The following is a 19,897-nucleotide window of genomic DNA, read 5'->3' as shown; positions in this document are numbered from 1 at the left end:
CGGTCAGACATCAAAGAACACAGTTTCGGCATCGCCTTGAAGATGAATATCAAAATGGAACATATCTTCTCTTTGTTTCGCGATGAGCGTCTTGCGCCTGCTTTCTGGCAACGCGGCCAACGCAGCGTCATCGTCGACGGATTCGCTGGGGAAATACATGCGAGTATGAAGGCCAGAATTGATCCCACGTGCGATGATCCACAGCGCGAGATGCGGTGCGGGACCTATTGGGCGGGTGGCGCGGAACGTGAAGCGTCCTGTGTTGGGGTCCGCGACCGCGCGCAGCCATTGATCGGCTCCATTCCAGACCTCAATCAATGCGTCTTTCACCGGTTCGCCTTTGCCGTCCCGAATGGTGCCTGTGACGGTGATGTCGCCTGCATCTACGTGGCCCAGTGCGGATTGCTTTTCCAGTCCTAATCCTGCGTGGTCTGGGGTCAGCCCAATATGCAGATATGGGCCTGCAGTTTGCGATGGTGTTAGTGGCAACCGGTTGTTCATGTGCCCTCCGGCTGGTTTTCGAAATGGGTGGCCTGCCAGCCCCGCAGGACGATGTCGAACCGGTATGCCATTGCGTCGAAGGGCAGGGTGGCCTCCATGTCGAGCGGTGCGATCAGCCGTTCGACCGCGCGTGGGTCGGGGATGGATTGCGCGATGGGGCAGAGGGCGATCAGCGGGTCGCCTTCGAAATACATCTGTGTGATCAGTCGTTGCGCGAAAGCCGTTCCGAATACCGAGAAATGGATGTGGGCCGGGCGCCAGCTGTTGCCGGCGTTGGGCCAGGGATAAGCGCCCGGGCGGATCGTCAGAAATTCATAATGACCGTTTTCATCGGTCAGTGTTCTGCCGCCACCGCCAAAATGCGGGTCGAGCGGCGCAAGATAGGTGTCGGCCATATGCCGATAGCGCCCACCGGCATTGGCTTGCCAGATCTCGATCAACGTTTCGGGGACGGGCCGTGCGTTTTCATCCGTCACCCGTCCATGCACGATGATCCGTGGGCCGATTGGCTCACCTTCCGCCGAGAAGTTACGGGTAAGATCATGGTCAAGCGGCCCGACATCGCCATGCCCGAAAGTGGGCCCCGTCAATTCGGTTTCGGCCGCCGGTAGCGTGACGAAAGGCTGCCGCGGTGCGCGGGCGATGGTTGTTTTGTAGTCCGGTGTCAGGGGTGGCGGGTGCCAATTCTTGGCCCGCGGAATGAGGCGTTTGATCACGTCTGCGCCTCTTTCATATCGGCATAGGTTTGTTTGGCCAACGCGATCGCATGCCGTGCTGTTGGCACGCCCGCATAGATGGCCACATGTTGAAAGACCTCGATCACGTCTTGCTGGCTGGCCCCGGTATTGGCGGTCGCCCGAATATGCATGGGGATTTCCGTAAAATTACCTGTCGCGGCAAGAAGAGCGAGTGTGATCATTGATCGTTCGCGCAAGGAAATGGCATCGCTGGCCCAAACCGTACCCCAGGCGCTTTCGGTGATCAGATCCTGAAAGGGGGCGTCGAAATCTGTTTTTTGTGCCTCGGCTTGGGCGACGTGATCATCCCCCAGAACAGCGCGGCGCATAGCAATGCCCTTGTCGTGTCGATCGTTCATTCGGTCCCCCTTGGCGAACATGCTGCCTTGAAAGCGATAAAAAGAGAACCCGAAAACAAAACGGCCCGCGCGGTGCGGGCCGTTGAGCGATTTCTGTTGTGTGGGATCAGGCCACGAGATCGAAGCGGTCGGCGTTCATCACCTTGGTCCATGCCGCCACGAAATCCTTGGCGAAGCGCGGTTGTGCGTCGGCCTGACCGTAGACTTCCGAAAGGGCGCGCAACTGCGAGTGTGATCCAAAGACAAGATCAACCCGCGTGGCCGTCCATTTGACCTTGCCGGTCGCACGGTCACGACCTTCGAACAGTTCTTCGTCGTCCGAGACGGGAACCCATTCATTGGCCATATCCAGCAAGTTGGTGAAGAAATCGGTGGTCAGTGCATCCGACCTGTCAGTCAGCACGCCGTGTTTGGCGTCGCCTGTATTTGCGCCGAGCATCCGCAAACCGCCAACCAGAACCGTCATCTCGGGCGCGGTGAGGTTGAGAAGCTGTGCACGGTCCAACAGCAGTTTTTCGGCGGGAACGCTGTAGGATTCCTTGCTGTAGTTACGGAAACCGTCGGCTGCGGGTTCGAGGACGCTCACCGACTCCACATCCGTCTGTTCCTGGCTTGCATCCATACGACCCGGCGCGAAAGGCGCGTTTACAGCATGACCGGCGTTCTTGGCCGCCTGTTCAACCGCGGCCGTACCGCCAAGAACGATCAGGTCGGCCATGGACACTTTCTTACCGCCCGATGCCGCGGTGTTGAAATCGGACTGAATGTCTTCCAGCACCTTCAGCACTTTGTTCAGCTTGGCAGGTTCATTCACCTCCCAATCCTTTTGCGGGGCGAGGCGGATGCGGGCACCATTCGCACCGCCCCGCCTATCGGAGCCGCGGAAGGTGGAGGCGGAGGCCCAAGCCGTAGAGACCAGTTCGGAAATCGACAGACCGGAGTCCATAATTTTCGTCTTGAGGTCCGCAATGTCCGCGTCATCGATCAAAGGATGATCGACTTCGGGAATAGGATCTTGCCAGAGCAGTTCCTCCTGCGGAACCTCGTCACCCAGATACAGAACCTTCGGCCCCATATCGCGGTGTGTCAGCTTGTACCACGCACGCGCGAAAGCATCGGCAAATTTGTCCGGGTTGGCGTGATAATCGCGCGAAATCTTCTCGTATGTCGGGTCCATCCGCATGGCCATGTCGGCGGTTGTCATCATCAGCTTGACGGGCTTGTCCGATCCATCGACCTCTGGCGCGTGATCTTCTTCTTTCAGCGCCTTGGCTTCCCAGATATGCGCGCCCGCTGGGCTTTTGGTCAGTTGCCAATCATAGCCGAACAACACGTCGAAATAGCCCATATCCCATTTGGTCGGGTTTGCCGTCCATGGGCCCTCGATCCCGCTGGTCGTCGTGTGAACACCCTTGCCGCTTTCAAATCCGTTGGTCCAGCCAAGGCCCAGTTGGTGCATCGGCGCACCTTCGGGTTCGACGGCAACCTTAAGCGGATCACCGGCCCCGTGGGCCTTGCCGAATGTATGGCCACCAGCGACCAGTGCGACGGTTTCCTCATCGTTCATCGCCATACGCGCGAAGGTTTCACGAATGTCGCGGGCCGAGGCGACCGGGTCTGGGTTGCCATTAGGCCCTTCGGGATTGACGTAGATCAGGCCCATCTGGACGGCTGCAAGCGGGTTCTGCAATTCGCGTTCACCGGAATAGCGGTTGTCGCCGAGCCAAACGTCTTCCTCGCCCCAATAAACGTCTTCCTCGGGTTCCCACACATCGGCCCGGCCACCGGCAAAGCCGAAGGTTTTGAAACCCATGGATTCGAGAGCGACATTTCCCGTCAGGATGAAGAGGTCGGCCCAGGAAATCTGGTTGCCATATTTCTGTTTGATCGGCCACAAAAGGCGGCGTGCTTTGTCGAGGTTACCGTTATCGGGCCAGCTGTTGAGCGGCGCGAAACGCTGCTGCCCGGTCGAACCACCACCGCGGCCATCGGCCGTGCGGTAAGTGCCTGCGCTGTGCCATGCCATGCGGATGAAAAAGGGGCCGTAGTGGCCATAATCGGCCGGCCACCACTCTTGGCTATCCGTCATCAATGCGGTCAGGTCCTGTTTTAAGGCCTTCAGGTCGAGCTTCCTGAATTCGTCTGCATAGTCGAAATCTGGACCCATCGGATCGGATTTGGCCGAATTCTGATGCAGGATGCTGAGGTTCAGCTGGTTCGGCCACCAATCCTTGTTCGATCGTACCGAATGTGTCGTGTTGATCGCCGCGCCGTGCATGACAGGGCATTTGCCGACATCATTTCCGTCCATTTCTCTCTCCGTAGCTGGGTGGTGTTTCTGGCTTGCCGAACGCAGGTTGCTCCGACGTTGTATCGATAGTTTAACAAAGCCCTGTGATTAGTTTAAGTTGAATCTACTGATCGTGACGATAAGCTGGGATTATGAAGAATCTGACGCTCAAGCAATTTCGTTATTTCGAAGCTCTGGCCCAGCATCGCCATTTCGGACATGCGGCAGAGGCCTGTGCGATCTCGCAGCCGGCGCTGTCCATGCAGATCAAGGAACTGGAGCAAACGTTGGGCACGCCGGTATTCGAGCGCAGCGCACGACAGATCAGGTTGACCGCATTTGGCGAGGATTTCGCGGCCCGCGTCCGCGATATACTGCGGGCAGTGGATGAACTGGGCGATCTGGCGCGGGTGGCGGGTCAGGGGCTGTCGGGGCGGTTGCGCCTTGGCGTTATTCCGACGATCGCGCCTTATCTTTTGCCGACGATGATCGGGCATCTTACATACACCTATCCCGACCTTGATTTGCATGTGCGCGAAACACTGACGCCGAAATTGCTGCAGGAATTGTCGGAAGGGCGGCTTGATGCCGCGGTGGTGGCTTTGCCGATCTCAGAGCCTGCATTTGAAGAAGCTCCCTTGTTCACAGAGGAATTCGTATTGGTCCGCCCGCGAGAAGATGCGGCGAAACCAGTGCCAAGCGCGACGCGTCTGCGAGAGATGCGGCTGCTTTTGCTGGAAGAGGGGCATTGTTTCCGCGATCAGGCACTGGCCTTTTGCAATCTCCGGTCGGGATTGCCGCGCGAGGGGTTGGACGGCAGCTCTTTATCGACTTTGGTGCAAATGGTCGGGGCAGGGATCGGTGTGACCCTGATACCGGATATGGCGGTTGATGTGGAAACCAGCGCTGCGAAAGTTGCCGTGTCCCGCTTTGGCAGACCTTGTCCTACGCGGCAAGTTGGTATGATCTGGCGTAAAACGCATCCGCTGGCATCGGACCTGCGGCAGGTAAGCGAGGTTGTTCAACAGGCTGCGCTAAGTCGGATGAAATGAAGTGGTGCCCCCACACGGACTCGAACCGCGGACCTACTGATTACAAATCAGTTGCTCTACCAGCTGAGCTATAGGGGCACTTGCGCGGAATTAGCATTGCCGATCCGAGTTGGCAAGCGGGCTTTGTGGGCTGTTTGGGCAAACGCAGCGTCGGGTTTTAGCCGCGCCAGCTGCGGATCGGACCGCAATCCATATGGACGAAATTCGAACCGGCATAGCGCCCGACACCGCCGGCGCGGCAAGCGATTGCGGCGTTGGCCATCTGGGTGGTCGTCCGTCCTTGCAAACGCAGATCGGCCGCCTGGCCACGCATGTGCAACGAATTACGTGCGACGCCCGAAGAACGGCTGCGCAGCATCGCGTTCGTGCGCGGGGACCGATATCCGGATAGCAGCAGGTAAGGTTCGCGTGTCTCCATCAGGTTCAGCGAGGCGGACATGATGTCGATCGTCCGTAGGTCGATCTGTATGGCCTCGCCGGTGCGCCAGTCGCGCATGAAAACATTGATTTCGCGGATAGCTTCGGGGATGTACTCGCCGTCGATCCAGTAGATCGTGTCGATCCGCTCGCCCGTCCGGCCTGAATGCATCGCGATGCGGCGAATATCGCCCGCGTTGCCGCGCAGGAAGCCCGCCGCATGTCCGAATGTCGGTGCTGCTGTTACTGTTGTCGCTGCGAATGCAGTAAGTATTCCACGTCGGGTAAACCCCGAGGATTTTGTATTTGCCATGTTTATAGCGCCTGTCCCGTCGCCAAATGATCCGCTTTCAAGCGGACTTTTCTGCCCAAATGCCCCCGATGTTAGGAACGTTATGGCATATTTCGATTCGTTCACCAAGAGTTGTTTAACCGCGTTTTGGTTAACTTCAGGGAAATCGGCGGCATCTTGCGCAGAAAACGCGCAGATGTTTTTTCTTTACGCGGCGGCAAGAATGACACACCGGTTGGGTGGAGCGAGGGGGTGCCCGCTTTGTGAATGGACTTGGCGCAAGTAAGGATATTGATACTCTGACAGCGCTCACGTCGGGGGTAGCGTAGGTTGCAAGTGTGAGGATCGTGTTTATGCATATTCACAGCATTCTGTTTCGGTATTCCTTTGTGCGTTTCGTTTTTGCTGCCTTGTTGGCGTGGTTATTCAATGCATCCGCATTGATCGCGCAAACCCAAGTCACGATATTCCAGCAGGCGGTCGCACAGGCCGCCGCCGCGGATGAGGACCTTGTTACATTCTATCGCGCCCGGAATTTTGAGGGGATCTGGAGCGGTCACGCAGGTTGGGCACGTCGTAATGCACTTTTGGCGGCGTTCGAGTCGGCAGATGATCACGGCCTACCACAAGCGCGTTATGACCCCGAAGCATTGCGCGCTTTGCTACAATCGGCCACCACTCCCGAGGCGCAAGGGCAGGTCGAAGTCGAAGTGAGTCGTCTGTTTCTGCGATACGCGCAGGATATTCAAACCGGTGTCATCGTGCCTGCTCAGGCGGACCGGAATATCCGTCGCGAGGTGCCTTATCGTTCGCCGTTGGCGACACTTGAGGGCTTCGCTCAATCCAATCCGGCTGGATTTTTGCGGTCACTGCCGCCGTCTTCGCCCGAATACACCCGTCTGATGCGAGAAAAGCTGGCGATGGAGCGGTTGGTTGCCGTTGGTGGATGGGGCCCTACGGTACCGGGAGGTAAGCTGGAGCGCGGTGATACCGGCGCGCGGGTCGTTGCGCTGCGCAACCGTTTGATCGCGATGGGCTTCCTGCAACGGACGAATGTCCAAAGCTATGATGAAACGATCGTGGCCGCCGTGCAGCGTTTTCAGCAAGCACATGGGTTAGCGACGGATGGCACCGCCGGGCCAGGCACGCTCGCCCAGGTGAATGTTTCGGCAGAGCGTCGTTTGCAATCGATCATTGTTGCCATGGAACGCGAGCGCTGGATCAATCGCCCGCGTGGTGATCGCCATATCTGGGTGAACCTTACCGATTTCACGGCCAAGATCATCGATCATGATATCGTGACCTTCAGCACCCGCTCTGTCATCGGCGCGAACGAACAAGACCGTGTGAGCCCGGAATTTTCAGATGTCATGGAATTCATGGTCATCAATCCAAGCTGGTATGTGCCACGTTCCATCGCGACCAAGGAATATCTGCCGCAGCTTCGCAGGAACCGCTTTGCCCAGAGCCAGCTGATTTTGACAGATCGTCGTGGTCGTCAGATTAACCGTAGTGCGGTTGATTTTTCGCGCTATACGGCGTCGAATTTTCCTTATTCGATGCGTCAGCCGCCCAGTCGAGGCAATGCGTTGGGTTTGGTCAAGTTCATGTTTCCCAACCGTTACAACATCTATTTACACGACACCCCGGCCAAGAGCCTGTTCGGCCGTGAAGTCCGCGCCTTCAGCCATGGTTGTATCCGTCTGAACGATCCGTTCGACTTTGCCTATGCGCTGTTGGCGGTTCAGGAAAGTGACCCGGAAGGGTTTTTTCAAGCGAAGCTGCGTACGGGGCGCGAACAACAGGTGGACCTTGATGAGCCGGTGCCGGTCCACCTGGTTTACCGCACCGCGTTCACGCAAGCGGATGGTCGGATGCAGTATCGCCGCGACGTCTATGGCCGTGATGCGCGGATCTGGAATGCGCTTGCCCGCGAAGGGGTAGCGATCCGAGAGGTTCGCGGCTAAAGCTGTTTCCGACGATGGGTCGGGGGACGTAATGGCGCATTCAATCAAGGATATCGCGGCGGCGTTGGGCGCAGACGCTTATGGCGCCATTGATCTACCGGTCGACGGCGCGGCCGAGCCTGCCGTCGCTGGTCCTGGGGACCTCGCCCTGGCAATGACCCCGGCCTATGGCGATGCGTTGGCCAAGGGCGCTGCCCGGGCGGCGGTGATTTGGCCCGGTGCTGACTGGCAGGCTTTGGGATTGGATGCCGCGATCATTGCGCCGCGCGCGAGGCTGGCCATGGCGGGGCTGACGCAGATGTTGGATCGCCCATTGCCGTCGGGCGGGGTATCGCCGCATGCCGCCATCGATCCGACAGCAAAGCTGGGTGACGGTACGCATGTCGGCGCGTTCGCGGTCATCGGCGCGGATGCAGAGATCGGCAGTGATTGCTGGATCGGAGATCATGTAACCATCGCACCGGGCGTCTTTGTCGGTGCGGGATCGGTGTTGCATGCGGGTGTGCGCCTCCAACGTGGCGTGCGCCTTGGCGCGCGATTGATCCTACATCCGAATGTTGTGATCGGCGGCGATGGGTTTTCTTTTGTCACGGCTGCGCCATCGAATGTGGAGCGTGCGCGCGAGACTCTGGGCGCGGCACCGATCGAAGCCGCCGAGGATCCGACATGGCATCGTATCCATTCCCTTGGCGGTGTCGAGATTGGTGACGATGTCGAGATCGGGGCCAATTCGACGGTCGATGCCGGGACGATCCGCCCGACCCGCGTGGGGCAGGGCACCAAGATCGATAACCTCGTACAAGTGGGCCACAATGTGGTTGTGGGCGACCATTGCCTGCTTTGTGCCCAGGCGGGTATCGCCGGCTCGAGTGTGATCGGTGACCGCGTGGTCGTAGGTGGCAAAGCCGGGGTGGCCGACAATCTGATCGTCGGTGATGATGTCGTGCTGGGTGGCGGGACGGTCGTTTTGTCCAATGTGCCCAAAGGGCGCGTGATGATGGGATACCCTGCTACGAAGATGCAGACGCATGTCGAAAGCTACAAGGCGTTGCGACGATTGCCCCGCATTCTTCAAGGCCTGAAGAAAGGGTAGGGTCGTGACCCAAAGTTCCCGTTTCAAAATCGGTTCGAAATGACTACATCGGCGAAAAGGACAGGGCCACCGCGAGACAGTTAAATGAACACGCAGGAAAAGGTGATCGCCATCATCGCAGAGCAGGCGATGGTCGAGCCGCAGGATGTGAAGCTGGACCACACATTGGAGGATTTGGCGATAGACAGTCTGGGGCTTGTCGAGAGCATCTTCGCGATCGAAGAGACATTTGATATCTCGGTTCCGTTCAACGCCAACAACCCGAGCGAAAGTGATTTCGACATCTCGTCCGTCGCGGCCATTGTCGCCGCAGTCGAACAGCTTAAGGCGCAGCAGGCGAAGTGATGCATCGGGTCGTGATTACCGGGGCGGGAACAATCAATCCGTTGGGGGCGGATGTGCCTGCGACTTTTGCTGCGATGAAGGAAGGCCATTGCGGTATCGGCCCGCTTGACATCGAGAACGTCGATCGGCTGTCGATTCAGATTGGCGGGCAGGTCAAAGACTATGATGAGGCTGCCCATTTCAATCGGCAGCAGATCGCTCTTTATGATCGGTTTACGCAATTCACGTTGTTGGCGGCCCGACAGGCGATTGGGCAATCGGGTTTGAGTTTTTCCGGTGATCTGGCCGACCAATCCGGTGTTGTCCTGGGGACATCGGGCGGAGGATTGAATACGCAGGACGAGAATTACCGCGCGGTCTATGAGGCGGGCAAGAACAGGGTTCATCCGTTCATTGTGCCAAAGCTGATGAACAATGCCGCCGCGAGCCATGTCTCTATGGAATGGAACCTGCGCGGGCCGTCTTTTACCGTGGCGACGGCATGTGCATCGTCGAACCATGCGATGGGTCAGGCTTTCAACATGGTGCGTTGCGGCATGGCCAAGGTCATGGTCACCGGCGGGTCCGAGGCGATGTTGTGTTTCGGCGGGATCAAGGCCTGGGAGGGCCTGCGTGTGATGTCACGTGACGCTTGCCGACCGTTCTCGGCCACGCGCAACGGCATGGTGCAGGGCGAGGGAGCGGGAGTTTTCGTGTTTGAGGAATATGACCACGCAGTGGCCCGCGGGGCAGAGGTGTTATGCGAGGTTGCGGGGTTCGCGATGTCGTCGGATGCCGCCGACATCGTCATGCCGTCCAAGCAGGGCGCGGCCCGCGCGATTGCGGGCGCATTGCGCGATGCGAAGCTGCCCAAAGAAAGCGTGGGGTACATCAATGCCCACGGCACAGGGACCGCAGCCAATGACAAAACCGAAAGCGCTGCTGTTGCCGACGTTTTCGGCCCCCATGCGGATCAGTTGATGATTTCATCGACGAAATCCATGCATGGTCACTTGATCGGTGGGACGGGTGCTGTCGAACTGCTCGCCTGTATCATGGCGCTGCGCGACGGGATCGTGGCGCCGACGATCGGATACGAGGAACCTGATCCGGAATGTGCGTTGGACGTGGTGCCCAATGTCGCGCGCCAGGCAAATGTCAACGTCGCATTGTCGAACGCCTTCGCCTTTGGCGGGTTGAACGCAGTTTTGGCGCTGCGCAAACACTAGGTTCGCGCAGCGAAACCCTTAACGTTCCAGTTCGACGACGCCGTCAAACCCGGCGGTAAAACCGGTCAGCGACATCGTCAGGATGACCTCTTCATCCGGTGCGGCCGCGGGTACAAGCCGCAAGGTGGCAGAGTTTCCGGCTTTGAACTGGTTGATCTCGGCCTGTGTGAAGCCGACGCGCGATACGCAGCCAGCACGGTTGCAGAACGTGAAGGGATAACGCCGCGGCGCACTGCCATCGACCGACAGCGTCAGTTGCTGGGTCAGCAATGTCTCGAGCGGGACGACGATCGTCGCCCCTGCTGCGGCCCGTCCCCCGTCAGGCAAGCGGAACAAATTGACCTCGGCTACCTGATTTCCGTCGTCATCCAAAAGAAGCTGATACAGGTTGCATGGGTCGTTACGCCCCTCTGGCGCCTTTTCGCAGCGCATTTCCCAATCGCCGAACTCTTGCAGCACATATATTTCGCCGACCTTTGGGCCAATCGGTTCGCCCAGATTCAGGTCGCTGGGCGTTCCGTCTTCTGCTTGCTCCTCGGCGGTTGGCTCTTCGGCTTCTTCGGTGGTGGTGTCCTGTGCCCATGCCCCGCTCGCCTGTGTCAAAAGGGCGGCGAGAAAGATAGTTTTCGTGATGCTGCGCATATTGTCGATCCCTCGTGTTCTTTCGTGGCGATTTAGCATGGCATTTCGGAAGTGTCAGCGCAAAAAGCCGTGTGATGAGCAGCGCTCCGCGTAGTGTTTTTCCATAGAAAAAGGGCCCTAAAAGGACCCTTTTCCATTATCTCCCTGTCGGACTTAGCCGACTAATTGGCGTGAAGCTACGCAAAGTGCTGGCAGGCGTCAACCGGAAATCTGATGACATCATAAGCGGTTTTGTTGCGGTGCGCTCGTCGCGGCCCGAACGAAAAAGACCGTGCCCGGGGGCACGGCAGTTCAATAGGGAAAAATGCGCCGAACCCGCGAATTCGCGCGAACAGCGCGTTTAATGTGGCATGGAATGGTTAAGGATGTATTTTGACGACAAAGACGGCACGAGGGGACATTTTCATGACGGATCAAATATTTATCGGCGGCGGTGGGACGGACTATGCGGCCCCGCAGGTTCTGCTTTTGGACAAGGCGAACCGCCATGGTCTTGTGGCGGGCGCGACCGGGACCGGTAAGACCGTGACATTGCAAATCATGACTGAAGGGTTTTCGGCCGCAGGTGTCCCTGTGTTCCTGTCGGATGTGAAAGGTGATTTGTCCGGTTTGGCCAAAGCTGGATCACCCGATTTCAAACTGCATGAGCCGTTCATGAAACGGGCCGAGACGATCGGCCTCGATCTGACCTACGACAGCTTTCCGGTGACATTCTGGGATCTCTTCGGTGAGCAGGGCCATCCAATCCGCGCGACCGTGGCTGAGATGGGTCCGTTGCTGTTGTCGCGCCTGATGGAACTGACGGATGTACAAGAGGGCGTTCTGAATGTGGCTTTTCGGGTGGCCGATGAAGAGGGATTACCGCTTCTGGATTTGAAGGACTTGCAGGCGCTTCTTGTTTGGGTTGGCCAGAATGCGAAAGAGCTGTCGTTACGATACGGGAACGTTGCGACGTCTTCTGTCGGCGCTATTCAACGCCAGTTGCTGATTTTGGAAAACCAGGGTGGCACCGCCCTGTTCGGCGAACCTGCGCTTGATTTGGCGGATATGATGCGGGCGACGGATGGTCGTGGGCAGGTGAACATTCTGGCCGCCGACAAGTTGATGGGCAGCCCCCGCTTATATGCGACGTTTCTGCTTTGGCTTTTGTCCGAGTTGTTTGAGGAACTGCCGGAGGTGGGGAATCCGGACAAACCCAAGTTGGTGTTCTTCTTCGATGAGGCACACCTGCTTTTCGATGATGCGCCAAAGGCATTGGTTGACAAGGTCGAACAGGTTGCGCGGCTGATCCGTTCAAAAGGTGTCGGGGTGTATTTTGTGACCCAGAACCCGGGCGACATCCCTGATGATGTTTTAGGCCAGTTGGGCAACCGGGTGCAGCACGCATTGCGGGCCTTTACGGCAAAGGATCGGAAAGAGTTAAAGACGGCCGCCGAAACGTATCGTGAAAACGCGGCCTTTGATACAGCAACCGCTATTCAGGAAGTGGGGACAGGAGAGGCCGTGGCGTCTTTCCTGAACGAAAAGGGTATCCCGATGGTGGTAGAGCGTACGTTGATCCGGCCGCCATCGTCCCAGCTAGGGCCGATTACCCAGGCAGAGCGTGACGGGATCATGCGAGCCTCGGATATGAGGGGTAAGTATGATGCGCCGCTGGATCGCGAAAGTGCGTTCGAGATGCTGGGCAAGCGCGCGGAGGCGGCCGCCGCTGCCGCTGAGAAAGCGGAGGCGGACGAAGCTGCGCTGGGGGCGAAGGAGCGGGAATTCAAAGCAGCGCGGCGTTACAATGAGGGCCGTTCCTCGCCGCGATCAAAGCGATCGTCTCGGTCATCCGGTGGTGGCTTTGGCGGGGCTTTGGCGTCTGTTGTCGCGAAAGAGTTGAAAGGCACAACCGGACGGCGGCTGGTACGCGGTATTTTGGGCAGCCTATTCAAAGGGCGGTAGGGCGCCGCATCGGCGCCCAAACCAGTTCATTCGCCCAGAGCGATCCCCTCGCGGCGCGGATCGGCACCGCCGCTGAGGTCGTCACTGATGCTGATCGCGTGCAGGCCGGAGTTCAAGCCGCGCACATTAACCTCGTAACCGAGCTCTGTCAGCTGTGCCTCGAAGTCGGCGACCGCACCGGTGCCCTCTTCGATATCATAAGTGCCGAAGCGGTTGACCAGGTGCGGCATGGCGATGGCTTGCTGCACATCCATGCCCCATTCGAGGTGGGCGATGATCGTTTTGGCGACATAACCGATGATCCGACTGCCGCCAGGGCTTCCGATCACCAGTACCGGTTCGCCATCTTCCATGACGATCGTGGGTGACATGGATGATCGCGGCCGTTTACCTGGTTCAATAATGTTCGCTATCGGCAGACCTTCATCATGCGTGGCGAAAGAGAAGTCGGTCAGTTCGTTATTCAGTAAGAACCCTCGCACGAACAGGCGTGATCCGAAGCCGTTTTCGATGGTCGTCGTCATGGACAGCGCATTGCCATAGCTGTCGACGATAGAGATATGCGAGGTCGATGGGAATTCGATACTGACATCATCGCCCCAAAGCCGGGCATGGCTCCATTCAGGGTTGCCCGGTACGACATCTTCCAGCGCGGTGTCGCCGGACAGGAGTTCTGACCGCTCGGCCAGGTATTCGGACGCGACGAGCCCTTCGGTCGGCATCGGCACGTAGTCGCTATCGGCCATATATCGGCCCCGGTCGGCGAAGGCGAGCCTGGAAGCATCGCCAATCAACCGCCATGTGTCGGGGCTGGCCGGGTCAGAAATATCGACATTATCCAGCATGCCAAGGATTTGCCCGACCGTCAGCGCACCGGAGGAGGGTGGGCCCATGCCGCAGACCTCGTATGCCTTGTAGTTCGCACATACAGGGTCGCGTTCAATTATGTTGTAGAGCGCGAGATCAAGAGTGGACAGACGCCCCGGATTGCCCTCGGCATTGCGTACCGTGGCCACAATGTCTTCGGCGATCGGGCCGGTATAGAAAGCGTCGGTGCCATGTTCCGCGATCTGGCCAAGCGTGTCGGCGTACGCTTCGTTTTGCAAAATATCGCCTGCGGCCAGCGCTGTGCCTCCGGGAAAGAAGTATTCTGCCGTGGCCGGGAACCGTTGCAGGCGTTCGCTGTCATTGGCGATGGAGTCGGCCATGCGTGGTGAAACGGCAAAGCCTGTCTCGGCCAGTTGGATCGCGGGTGCGAGGAGGTCGGCCCAGTTCGATTGTCCCCAGCGTCGGTGAGCGTCTTCCATCAATTTTGGTGTACCAGGTGTGCCGACCGACAGACCGCCGACGACGGCATCGAAGAAACCCAACCGTTCGCCGTTTTCGTCTTGAAACATGGTTGGTGTGGCCGCCAGTGGTGCGGTTTCGCGCCCGTCGAGTGTGGTCATCGCGCCGCTTTCCGCATCATACCACACGAGGAAGGCACCACCGCCAAGGCCCGATGATTGCGGCTCGACCAGACCTAGAACAGCCTGGACCGCGACCATGGCATCGGCCGCCGTGCCGCCGCTTGCCAGAACATCAGCGCCTGCTTCGACCGCGAGCGGGTTGGCTGCGGCGACCATCCAATTTTGGGCAGTGACGGGTTCGCCAGCCTCTTTGGCGGCCATCGCAGCAGCGGCAGCCTCGGACAGCCCCGTAACGGCATCGGTCTCGGTGGCTTCTTCAGGTGCCACATCGTCGGTAGCTTGTTGGGCGATGGCCGGAGACAAGAAAAACAAAGTTACTAAGTATGACGGAAACAACACGCGAATAGACATGATCGTCCTCGTTCTATTAGGGATAACTTACAGTTGACCTTGGGGAAGGTGATGGCAAGGGACGATTTTTCACGGAAAGTCCAAGATCCATAAATCTTCTACAAAGATTGTCTAGCGGATGATCGCGATCGGTGCGTTATTGCAGATGACCATCAGGTGCTGACCGTTCGCGACCATTTGAAAACCACATCGCTTAACCTCTGGTTCGAACCCCTTGCGGCGACTTCTTTTTCCAAATCTGTGGTATTGTGCCGGATGACGCGACGGGCCTGCACAGACTGAGCCGGGAAGACATAGCGCATCATGGCCATGCGCAGAATGTGCCGAATTATATGCTAAAGTTCGGTCAAGCGCGGCGTCTTCGACCAGTACGCGCGCGGCCTTCGCCGGGTTTGGCGGGCGCGCGGTTGAATTTGATCCATTCGCCACCCGATGGATCGTTGTTCGTCAAAAAGTTGGCTGCGCGGATGGCTTCCATTTCCTTACCTGCGCGGGCTTTGGTCGAGCCAAGACCAAACAGGGTAACGAAGGTTTCGTCATCCATACCTTCCGGCAGGACGATGCCTGCGGCGGCGACCTCTGCCTTTTTCTCCGCGATTTTCTTTGCGCCGATGGGCAGTGCGATAGGATTCATAATCGCCGATGTCATCCCGGCCGTTATGGCCATAGGCAGGAAGGCGTTGTTGATCCCATGCCTGTTCGGCAAACCAAAGCTGATATTGGACGCGCCGCAGGTTGTGTTGACCCCAAGTTCATCCCGCAAGCGGCGGACGAGTGTGAACACTTGGTGCCCGGCTGTGGCCATCGCTCCGATGGGCATCACAAGAGGATCGACGACGATGTCATGTTCGGGAATACCATAATCAGCAGCCCGTTCGACGATCTTTTTGGCAACGGCGAAGCGGATGTCGGGGTCTTCGCTGATCCCGGTGTCGTCGTTCGAGATGGCCACGACCGGTACGTTGTATTTCTTCACAAGCGGCAAGACGATTTCGAGCCGTTCCTCCTCGCCCGTGACCGAGTTGAGGAGGGGACGACCCTCAGCCGCTGCCAACCCGTTTTCCAAGGCGCCTGGCACCGAACTGTCAATGCAGAGGGGGATGTCAACCACCGCTTGTACCCGTTCGATCAACTCTTTCATGAGCGGCGGCTCGACGAAATTGTTGTCCGCGTACCTTGGGTCTTCGGCCATCTTGTTCGAGAAGACCGCGCCGGAATTCACATCCAGCACATTTGCGCCTGCAGCCGCTTGGGCGATGGCGTCCGCCTCGACCCGGCTGAAATCGCCGCGTTCCAACTCTTCCGAGAGGATCTTGCGCCCGGTCGGATTGATCCGTTCGCCGATGACGCAGAAGGGCTCGTCGAAGCCAATGATTGCTGTTTTCGTTTTGGATTCGACAATGGTGCGGGTCATTGAAGGGTCCTTATTGGGCAGCGGGAACGGCAGAGCCGCCGCCATGGGCCATGGCCCAGTTTGCATTGGTCTTGATCCCGCCAAGCGGGAAGAAATGAACGTTGGTGATGTTGAAATCGGGGGTGGCGGCTTTGTGCTCGGCGAGGTCGGTCAGCACCTCCGTCGGCTCGTAGGGGAGGAGCAACTTGGTCACATCCATCGCCCGTTTCTGCAGCACTTTCAGCGAGGGGCCGACGCCGCAGGCGATCGCAAATTTGATCAGCGTCTGCAATTTCGCGGGACCGGCGACGCCAATATGAATTGGAATTGTAATCCCGGCGTCTTTCAGAGCATTGGCCCAAGCGATGATTGGTTTCGCTTCGAAAGCAAATTGTGTGGCAAGTGCCATCTTGGCATCGGTGGTTTCGCTGAAACGCTGCTTCCAACGCAGTGCGGCCATTATGTTTGCGTCGCTGCCGTCCTTGTCGATGTCGCGGTTTCCCTCGGGGTGGCCGGCCACGTGCAGCCGTTCAAAATCGCTGAAGAGGCCCGTTTCCATCAGGTCCATGGAGCTTTCGAAATCGCCATGTGGTTCAGCCACACCACCCGCCAGCAGCAAGGCCTGATTGACGCCAGCCTCACCCTGATACCGCGCGATCCACTCGGCCAATGTCGCCCTGTCCTTGATGATCCGCGCTGGAAAATGCGGCATAACCGTGTAACCACCCGACGCCAGTCGTTTGGCGGTGGCAACCATGTCGGTGATCGGTGTGCCCTCGATATGCGCAATATAGACACGGGTACCTTCGGGAAGAAGCGTGCGGAAGTCTTCGACCTTTTCCGCTGTCCGTGGCATGACCTCGATCGAGTAATCCTGCAGAAAGGCTTCTAACTGCGGGTTCACAGTTTCTGGCGTCTCTTTTGGTTTGCGGAACGAAAGCAGGGACATGATGACCTCCGAAAGGCGGTTAGGAAGCGGCGGTTTGGTCAAGCCCAACCGTCATTGGTGATGAGTGTCTTGATCCGGTCGTGATCGTATTCGGTGTCGAGGCGGCTGACGGTTGTTTGTGCCGCCTCTGTATCGGTGCCATCGACGGATAAAGGGTCAGCTTTGCGGAAGCCGGCCATGTATTCATCTGATTGCGCCGCCCCCGACTTCATCGCGGCGCGGTCGATCGCCTGTTCAAATCTTTCAGGAAGCGGCATCTTTGTCCCACGCCGCCCGCGCCCCACGATCACTTGGGCTGGAATATCGCGCCAGTAAACGATGGTCACGTCAGGCATGTGATTCCTCATTCCACGTTGCGTCCGGTGTAGCACCGGTTTGTCTCTGCCTAGGTCGAATTTCGACATCGCATATTCTATGAGCGACGACAGAGGCGTATCGCGCCGCCATCGCCGATGCTACCCGACATGGTGATCATAATCTTCATATCCAAGATGCGCGCCGTTCACGAAGTTGATGACAAGGCTTGCACGACAGGCGGCTGGGGCCTAGCTTGAACATAACTCGAAATGGAAGGCGTGAAGATGGCGCCCAAGCGTCCCAAAGGTGCGGGCGCGTTCCCCAAAGCGGTCGAAACCCCCGCGCCAACAACGCCTGATCCGGCGCAGCTATATGCAGCGTTGGATTTGGGCACGAATAGCTGCCGCATGCTGATTGCCCAACCAAAGGGCAGTCAATTCCATGTGGTAGACAGTTTTTCCAAGTCGGTACAGCTTGGTTATGGCCTGGAAAATACGGGCAGGTTGTCGCGTGCGTCGATGAACCGAACCATTTCGGCCATGCGCATTTGTCGTGAGAAACTAAAGCGCCATCGTGTTCAGCACATGCGGCTGGTGGCAACCGAAGCCTGTCGCCGCGCGCTGAATGGCGACAACTTCATCTCGCAGGTCCGTCGCGAGACGGGGCTGGAGCTTGAGATCATCAAGCCCGAGGAAGAGGCGCGTCTGGCTGTCATTTCCTGTGCGCCGTTGGTGAGCGTGAATACAGAGCAGCTGCTCGTGGTGGATATCGGTGGCGGCTCGACCGAACTGGTCTGGATCGATCTGACGCATGTTCCTATGCGCGAACGCCCGCGTGCCATCATGCGCCTGCATGCCGGTTTCAAGTCCGATCCGGGGCCGTTCGCTGCGGCCAAGGTGGTGGATTGGATTTCGGTGCCTCTTGGTGTTGCCACTCTGCGCGATCAGTTTGCGGATGTGGAGGACGATGCTGCCCGCTTTGCCCTGATGAGCTGGTTTTTCGAAGAAAACCTTGAAGCCTTCGCTCCGACGACAGCCGAGCAAGATCGCGAAGGATTTCAGATCATAGGCACAAGCGGGACGGTCACAACCGTTGCAGCCAGTTTCCTGGGGCTCAAGCGATATGATCGCACAAAGGTCGACGGGCTGCGGATGACCTCTGATCAGATTGATCAGGTCATTCGCGACTACTTGGCTCTTGGCCCCGCCGGACGGCGCGCCGATCCCCGCATCGGCAAGGACCGGCAGGCGCTGATCATGTCAGGTTCGGCGATTTTACAGGCGCTCATGCGCCTCTGGCCGACCGACCGTCTGTCTGTCGCGGATCGGGGACTTCGCGAGGGGTTGCTTTATGCCCAGATGTCGGCGGACGGTGTGTTGGAAGACAGGCCTTTTTGATGGCACGGAAAACAAAGAATACATCCGGACGGGGTCAGCGCGATCTGACCGTTAAAGTGCGCACGGCGCGAGGTCGTAAGTTAAGTTCGACCAAGTGGCTGCAGCGCCAGTTGAACGATCCATATGTAAAGCGTGCCAAGGCCGATGGGTATCGGGGCAGGGCGGCCTACAAGATATTGGAGCTGGACGATAAATACCGTTTTCTGGTGCCGGGTGCCCGTGTCGTTGATCTGGGCTGTGCGCCGGGCGGTTGGTGTCAGGTCGCTGTCAAGCGGGTGAATGCGCTTGGTGAGCGGACGAGCAAGGCGCAGGGCCATGTTTTGGGCGTCGATCTGCAAGAGGTGGAACCGATTGCGGGTGCTGAACTGTATCAGTTGGATTTCATGGAGGACGACGCAGATCAGAAGGTTCGCGACTGGATCGGCGGGACAGCGGATGTCGTGATGTCTGATATGGCAGCAGCGGCGTCCGGGCACAAACAGACGGATCACCTGCGGATAATCGCGCTTTGCGAGGCGGCGGCCTACTTCTCCTTCGACGTACTGACCGAGGGTGGGACGTTCGTGGCAAAGGTGTTGGCCGGCGGGGCTGAAGGTGATTTGCAGAAGCTGCTCAAGCAGCGGTTTGCGAAAGTGGTTAATGTAAAACCGCCCGCATCACGCTCGGACAGCTCGGAAAAGTTCGTCGTGGCAATGGGGTTCAAGCGCGGCGATAGCTTCGCCGAATAGTCCAATCGGAACATTTACTGAGTGGTTCGACTGATCGTTTTTGGGGAAAAGACTTTTCGTAACGAAAAGTCTGGCATCAGGATGCTGATGGTGTTTGCCGCTCCCGGTATAGGATTTCGATATTGTGCCCGTCCGTGTCATGGATGAAGGCGGCGTAATAACCAGGTTCATACTCGGGACGGTAGCCAGGTTTGCCGTTGCACGTGCCGCCTGCGGCTATGGCGGAATTATAGCCGGTTTCCACTGCAGTCTTGTCCGCCGCGGCAAAGCAGATATGCATGGGTGGCGTTGTGGCTGGGCCTTCGGTCAGCAGAATGTGCACGATGTCGGGCGTGCCGAAACCGACGCATCTTGTTTCTGCGTCGAAGAAGCATTCCTGCGTCCCGATGGCCTGACAGATCGTGCCGTAAAGCGCTCGTGCTGCATGAATGTTGGTTACCGTGTATTCGACATGGTCGAACATGAC

The 19,897-nt window shown here is 58.2% G+C and carries 19 protein-coding genes and 1 tRNA gene; 8 read left to right on the top strand and 12 right to left on the bottom strand.

The features are described 5' to 3' along the window. Positions 1-3: 3 nt before the first annotated feature. The 4 genes from V8J85_RS04080 to katG form a co-directional block, all read right to left on the bottom strand. Positions 4-501, bottom strand: a complete 498-nt coding sequence (locus V8J85_RS04080) for a protocatechuate 3,4-dioxygenase subunit alpha (RefSeq protein ID WP_339952401.1) — start codon at positions 499-501, stop codon at positions 4-6. Beyond that, positions 498-1,217, bottom strand: a complete 720-nt coding sequence (pcaH, locus tag V8J85_RS04075; RefSeq protein ID WP_339952400.1) for a protocatechuate 3,4-dioxygenase subunit beta — start codon at positions 1,215-1,217, stop codon at positions 498-500. The genes V8J85_RS04080 and pcaH overlap by 4 nt, the downstream gene beginning before the upstream one ends. Continuing rightward, a complete protein-coding gene (gene pcaC / locus V8J85_RS04070; RefSeq protein ID WP_339952399.1) occupies positions 1,214-1,597 on the bottom strand; it encodes a 4-carboxymuconolactone decarboxylase in 384 nt (127 codons plus the stop codon). The genes pcaH and pcaC overlap by 4 nt, the downstream gene beginning before the upstream one ends. A gap of 106 nt (positions 1,598-1,703) precedes the next feature. After that, on the bottom strand, positions 1,704-3,908 hold the full coding sequence (gene katG, locus V8J85_RS04065; RefSeq protein ID WP_339952398.1) for a catalase/peroxidase HPI: 2,205 nt from the start codon (positions 3,906-3,908) through the stop codon (positions 1,704-1,706). 131 nt (positions 3,909-4,039) lie between these two features. Between katG and V8J85_RS04060 the strand changes: the two genes are divergently transcribed. Beyond that, complete coding sequence (locus V8J85_RS04060; RefSeq protein WP_339952397.1) at positions 4,040-4,939, top strand: hydrogen peroxide-inducible genes activator; 900 nt, start codon at positions 4,040-4,042, stop codon at positions 4,937-4,939. 2 nt (positions 4,940-4,941) lie between these two features. On the opposite strand, the gene V8J85_RS04055 is transcribed toward V8J85_RS04060, so the two are convergent. Together V8J85_RS04055 and V8J85_RS04050 are read right to left on the bottom strand one after the other, a co-directional pair. Next, positions 4,942-5,017, bottom strand: a tRNA-Thr gene (locus V8J85_RS04055). A 79-nt stretch (positions 5,018-5,096) separates the two neighbouring features. Then, positions 5,097-5,669: a YcbK family protein gene (locus V8J85_RS04050; RefSeq protein WP_339952396.1), complete on the bottom strand. Its 573-nt coding sequence runs from the start codon at positions 5,667-5,669 to the stop codon at positions 5,097-5,099. Positions 5,670-6,001: 332 nt separating this feature from the next. On the opposite strand from V8J85_RS04050, the gene V8J85_RS04045 reads away from it, so the two are divergent. The 4 genes from V8J85_RS04045 (at position 6,002) to V8J85_RS04030 (ending at position 10,261) form a co-directional block, all read left to right on the top strand. Further along, the gene (locus tag V8J85_RS04045; protein WP_339952395.1) at positions 6,002-7,615 is read left to right on the top strand and encodes a L,D-transpeptidase family protein; all 1,614 of its coding nucleotides are present in this window, start codon (positions 6,002-6,004) and stop codon (positions 7,613-7,615) included. 31 nt (positions 7,616-7,646) lie between these two features. Next, positions 7,647-8,708: a UDP-3-O-(3-hydroxymyristoyl)glucosamine N-acyltransferase gene (gene lpxD, locus V8J85_RS04040; protein ID WP_339952394.1), complete on the top strand. Its 1,062-nt coding sequence runs from the start codon at positions 7,647-7,649 to the stop codon at positions 8,706-8,708. 84 nt (positions 8,709-8,792) lie between these two features. Then, entirely contained in the window at positions 8,793-9,053 is a 261-nt protein-coding gene (locus tag V8J85_RS04035) for an acyl carrier protein (protein WP_339952393.1), read from the top strand. Beyond that, positions 9,053-10,261, top strand: a complete 1,209-nt coding sequence (locus V8J85_RS04030) for a beta-ketoacyl-[acyl-carrier-protein] synthase family protein (protein WP_339952392.1) — start codon at positions 9,053-9,055, stop codon at positions 10,259-10,261. Before V8J85_RS04035 ends, V8J85_RS04030 begins: the two co-directional genes overlap by 1 nt. An 18-nt stretch (positions 10,262-10,279) precedes the next feature. Here the strand turns inward: V8J85_RS04030 and V8J85_RS04025 are convergent, their stop codons facing one another. Next, positions 10,280-10,903, bottom strand: a complete 624-nt coding sequence (locus V8J85_RS04025; RefSeq protein ID WP_339952391.1) for an invasion associated locus B family protein — start codon at positions 10,901-10,903, stop codon at positions 10,280-10,282. A 405-nt stretch (positions 10,904-11,308) separates the two neighbouring features. Here V8J85_RS04025 and V8J85_RS04020 point away from each other — a divergent pair, with 405 nt between their 5' ends. Continuing rightward, positions 11,309-12,847, top strand: coding sequence for a helicase HerA-like domain-containing protein (locus V8J85_RS04020; protein WP_339952390.1), 1,539 nt, complete (start codon positions 11,309-11,311; stop codon positions 12,845-12,847). A 26-nt stretch (positions 12,848-12,873) separates the two neighbouring features. Here the strand turns inward: V8J85_RS04020 and ggt are convergent, their stop codons facing one another. The 4 genes from ggt to V8J85_RS04000 form a co-directional block, all read right to left on the bottom strand. Next, positions 12,874-14,667: a gamma-glutamyltransferase gene (gene ggt, locus V8J85_RS04015; RefSeq protein ID WP_339952389.1), complete on the bottom strand. Its 1,794-nt coding sequence runs from the start codon at positions 14,665-14,667 to the stop codon at positions 12,874-12,876. 346 nt (positions 14,668-15,013) lie between these two features. Next, positions 15,014-16,081, bottom strand: coding sequence for a dihydropteroate synthase (locus V8J85_RS04010; protein WP_339952388.1), 1,068 nt, complete (start codon positions 16,079-16,081; stop codon positions 15,014-15,016). Between the two features lie 10 nt (positions 16,082-16,091). Continuing rightward, positions 16,092-17,009: a methylenetetrahydrofolate reductase gene (locus tag V8J85_RS04005; RefSeq protein WP_339952387.1), complete on the bottom strand. Its 918-nt coding sequence runs from the start codon at positions 17,007-17,009 to the stop codon at positions 16,092-16,094. 38 nt (positions 17,010-17,047) lie between these two features. After that, positions 17,048-17,344 (bottom strand): virulence factor, encoded by a 297-nt coding sequence (locus V8J85_RS04000; protein WP_339952386.1) that lies wholly within the window; start codon positions 17,342-17,344, stop codon positions 17,048-17,050. Positions 17,345-17,590: 246 nt separating this feature from the next. Between V8J85_RS04000 and V8J85_RS03995 the strand changes: the two genes are divergently transcribed. Together V8J85_RS03995 and V8J85_RS03990 are read left to right on the top strand one after the other, a co-directional pair. Beyond that, positions 17,591-18,703, top strand: a complete 1,113-nt coding sequence (locus tag V8J85_RS03995; RefSeq protein ID WP_339952385.1) for a Ppx/GppA phosphatase family protein — start codon at positions 17,591-17,593, stop codon at positions 18,701-18,703. Further along, on the top strand, positions 18,703-19,431 hold the full coding sequence (locus V8J85_RS03990) for an RlmE family RNA methyltransferase (RefSeq protein WP_339952384.1): 729 nt from the start codon (positions 18,703-18,705) through the stop codon (positions 19,429-19,431). Before V8J85_RS03995 ends, V8J85_RS03990 begins: the two co-directional genes overlap by 1 nt. A 76-nt stretch (positions 19,432-19,507) precedes the next feature. Here the strand turns inward: V8J85_RS03990 and V8J85_RS03985 are convergent, their stop codons facing one another. Next, the gene (locus V8J85_RS03985; protein ID WP_339952383.1) at positions 19,508-19,894 is read right to left on the bottom strand and encodes a hypothetical protein; all 387 of its coding nucleotides are present in this window, start codon (positions 19,892-19,894) and stop codon (positions 19,508-19,510) included. Positions 19,895-19,897 lie beyond the last annotated feature (3 nt).

This window comes from Yoonia sp. 2307UL14-13, from assembly GCF_037572755.1.
Classification (GTDB): domain Bacteria; phylum Pseudomonadota; class Alphaproteobacteria; order Rhodobacterales; family Rhodobacteraceae; genus Yoonia.
The sequence above is the reverse complement of the archived record's forward strand: the minus strand, read 5'-3'. Positions and strand labels throughout refer to the sequence as shown.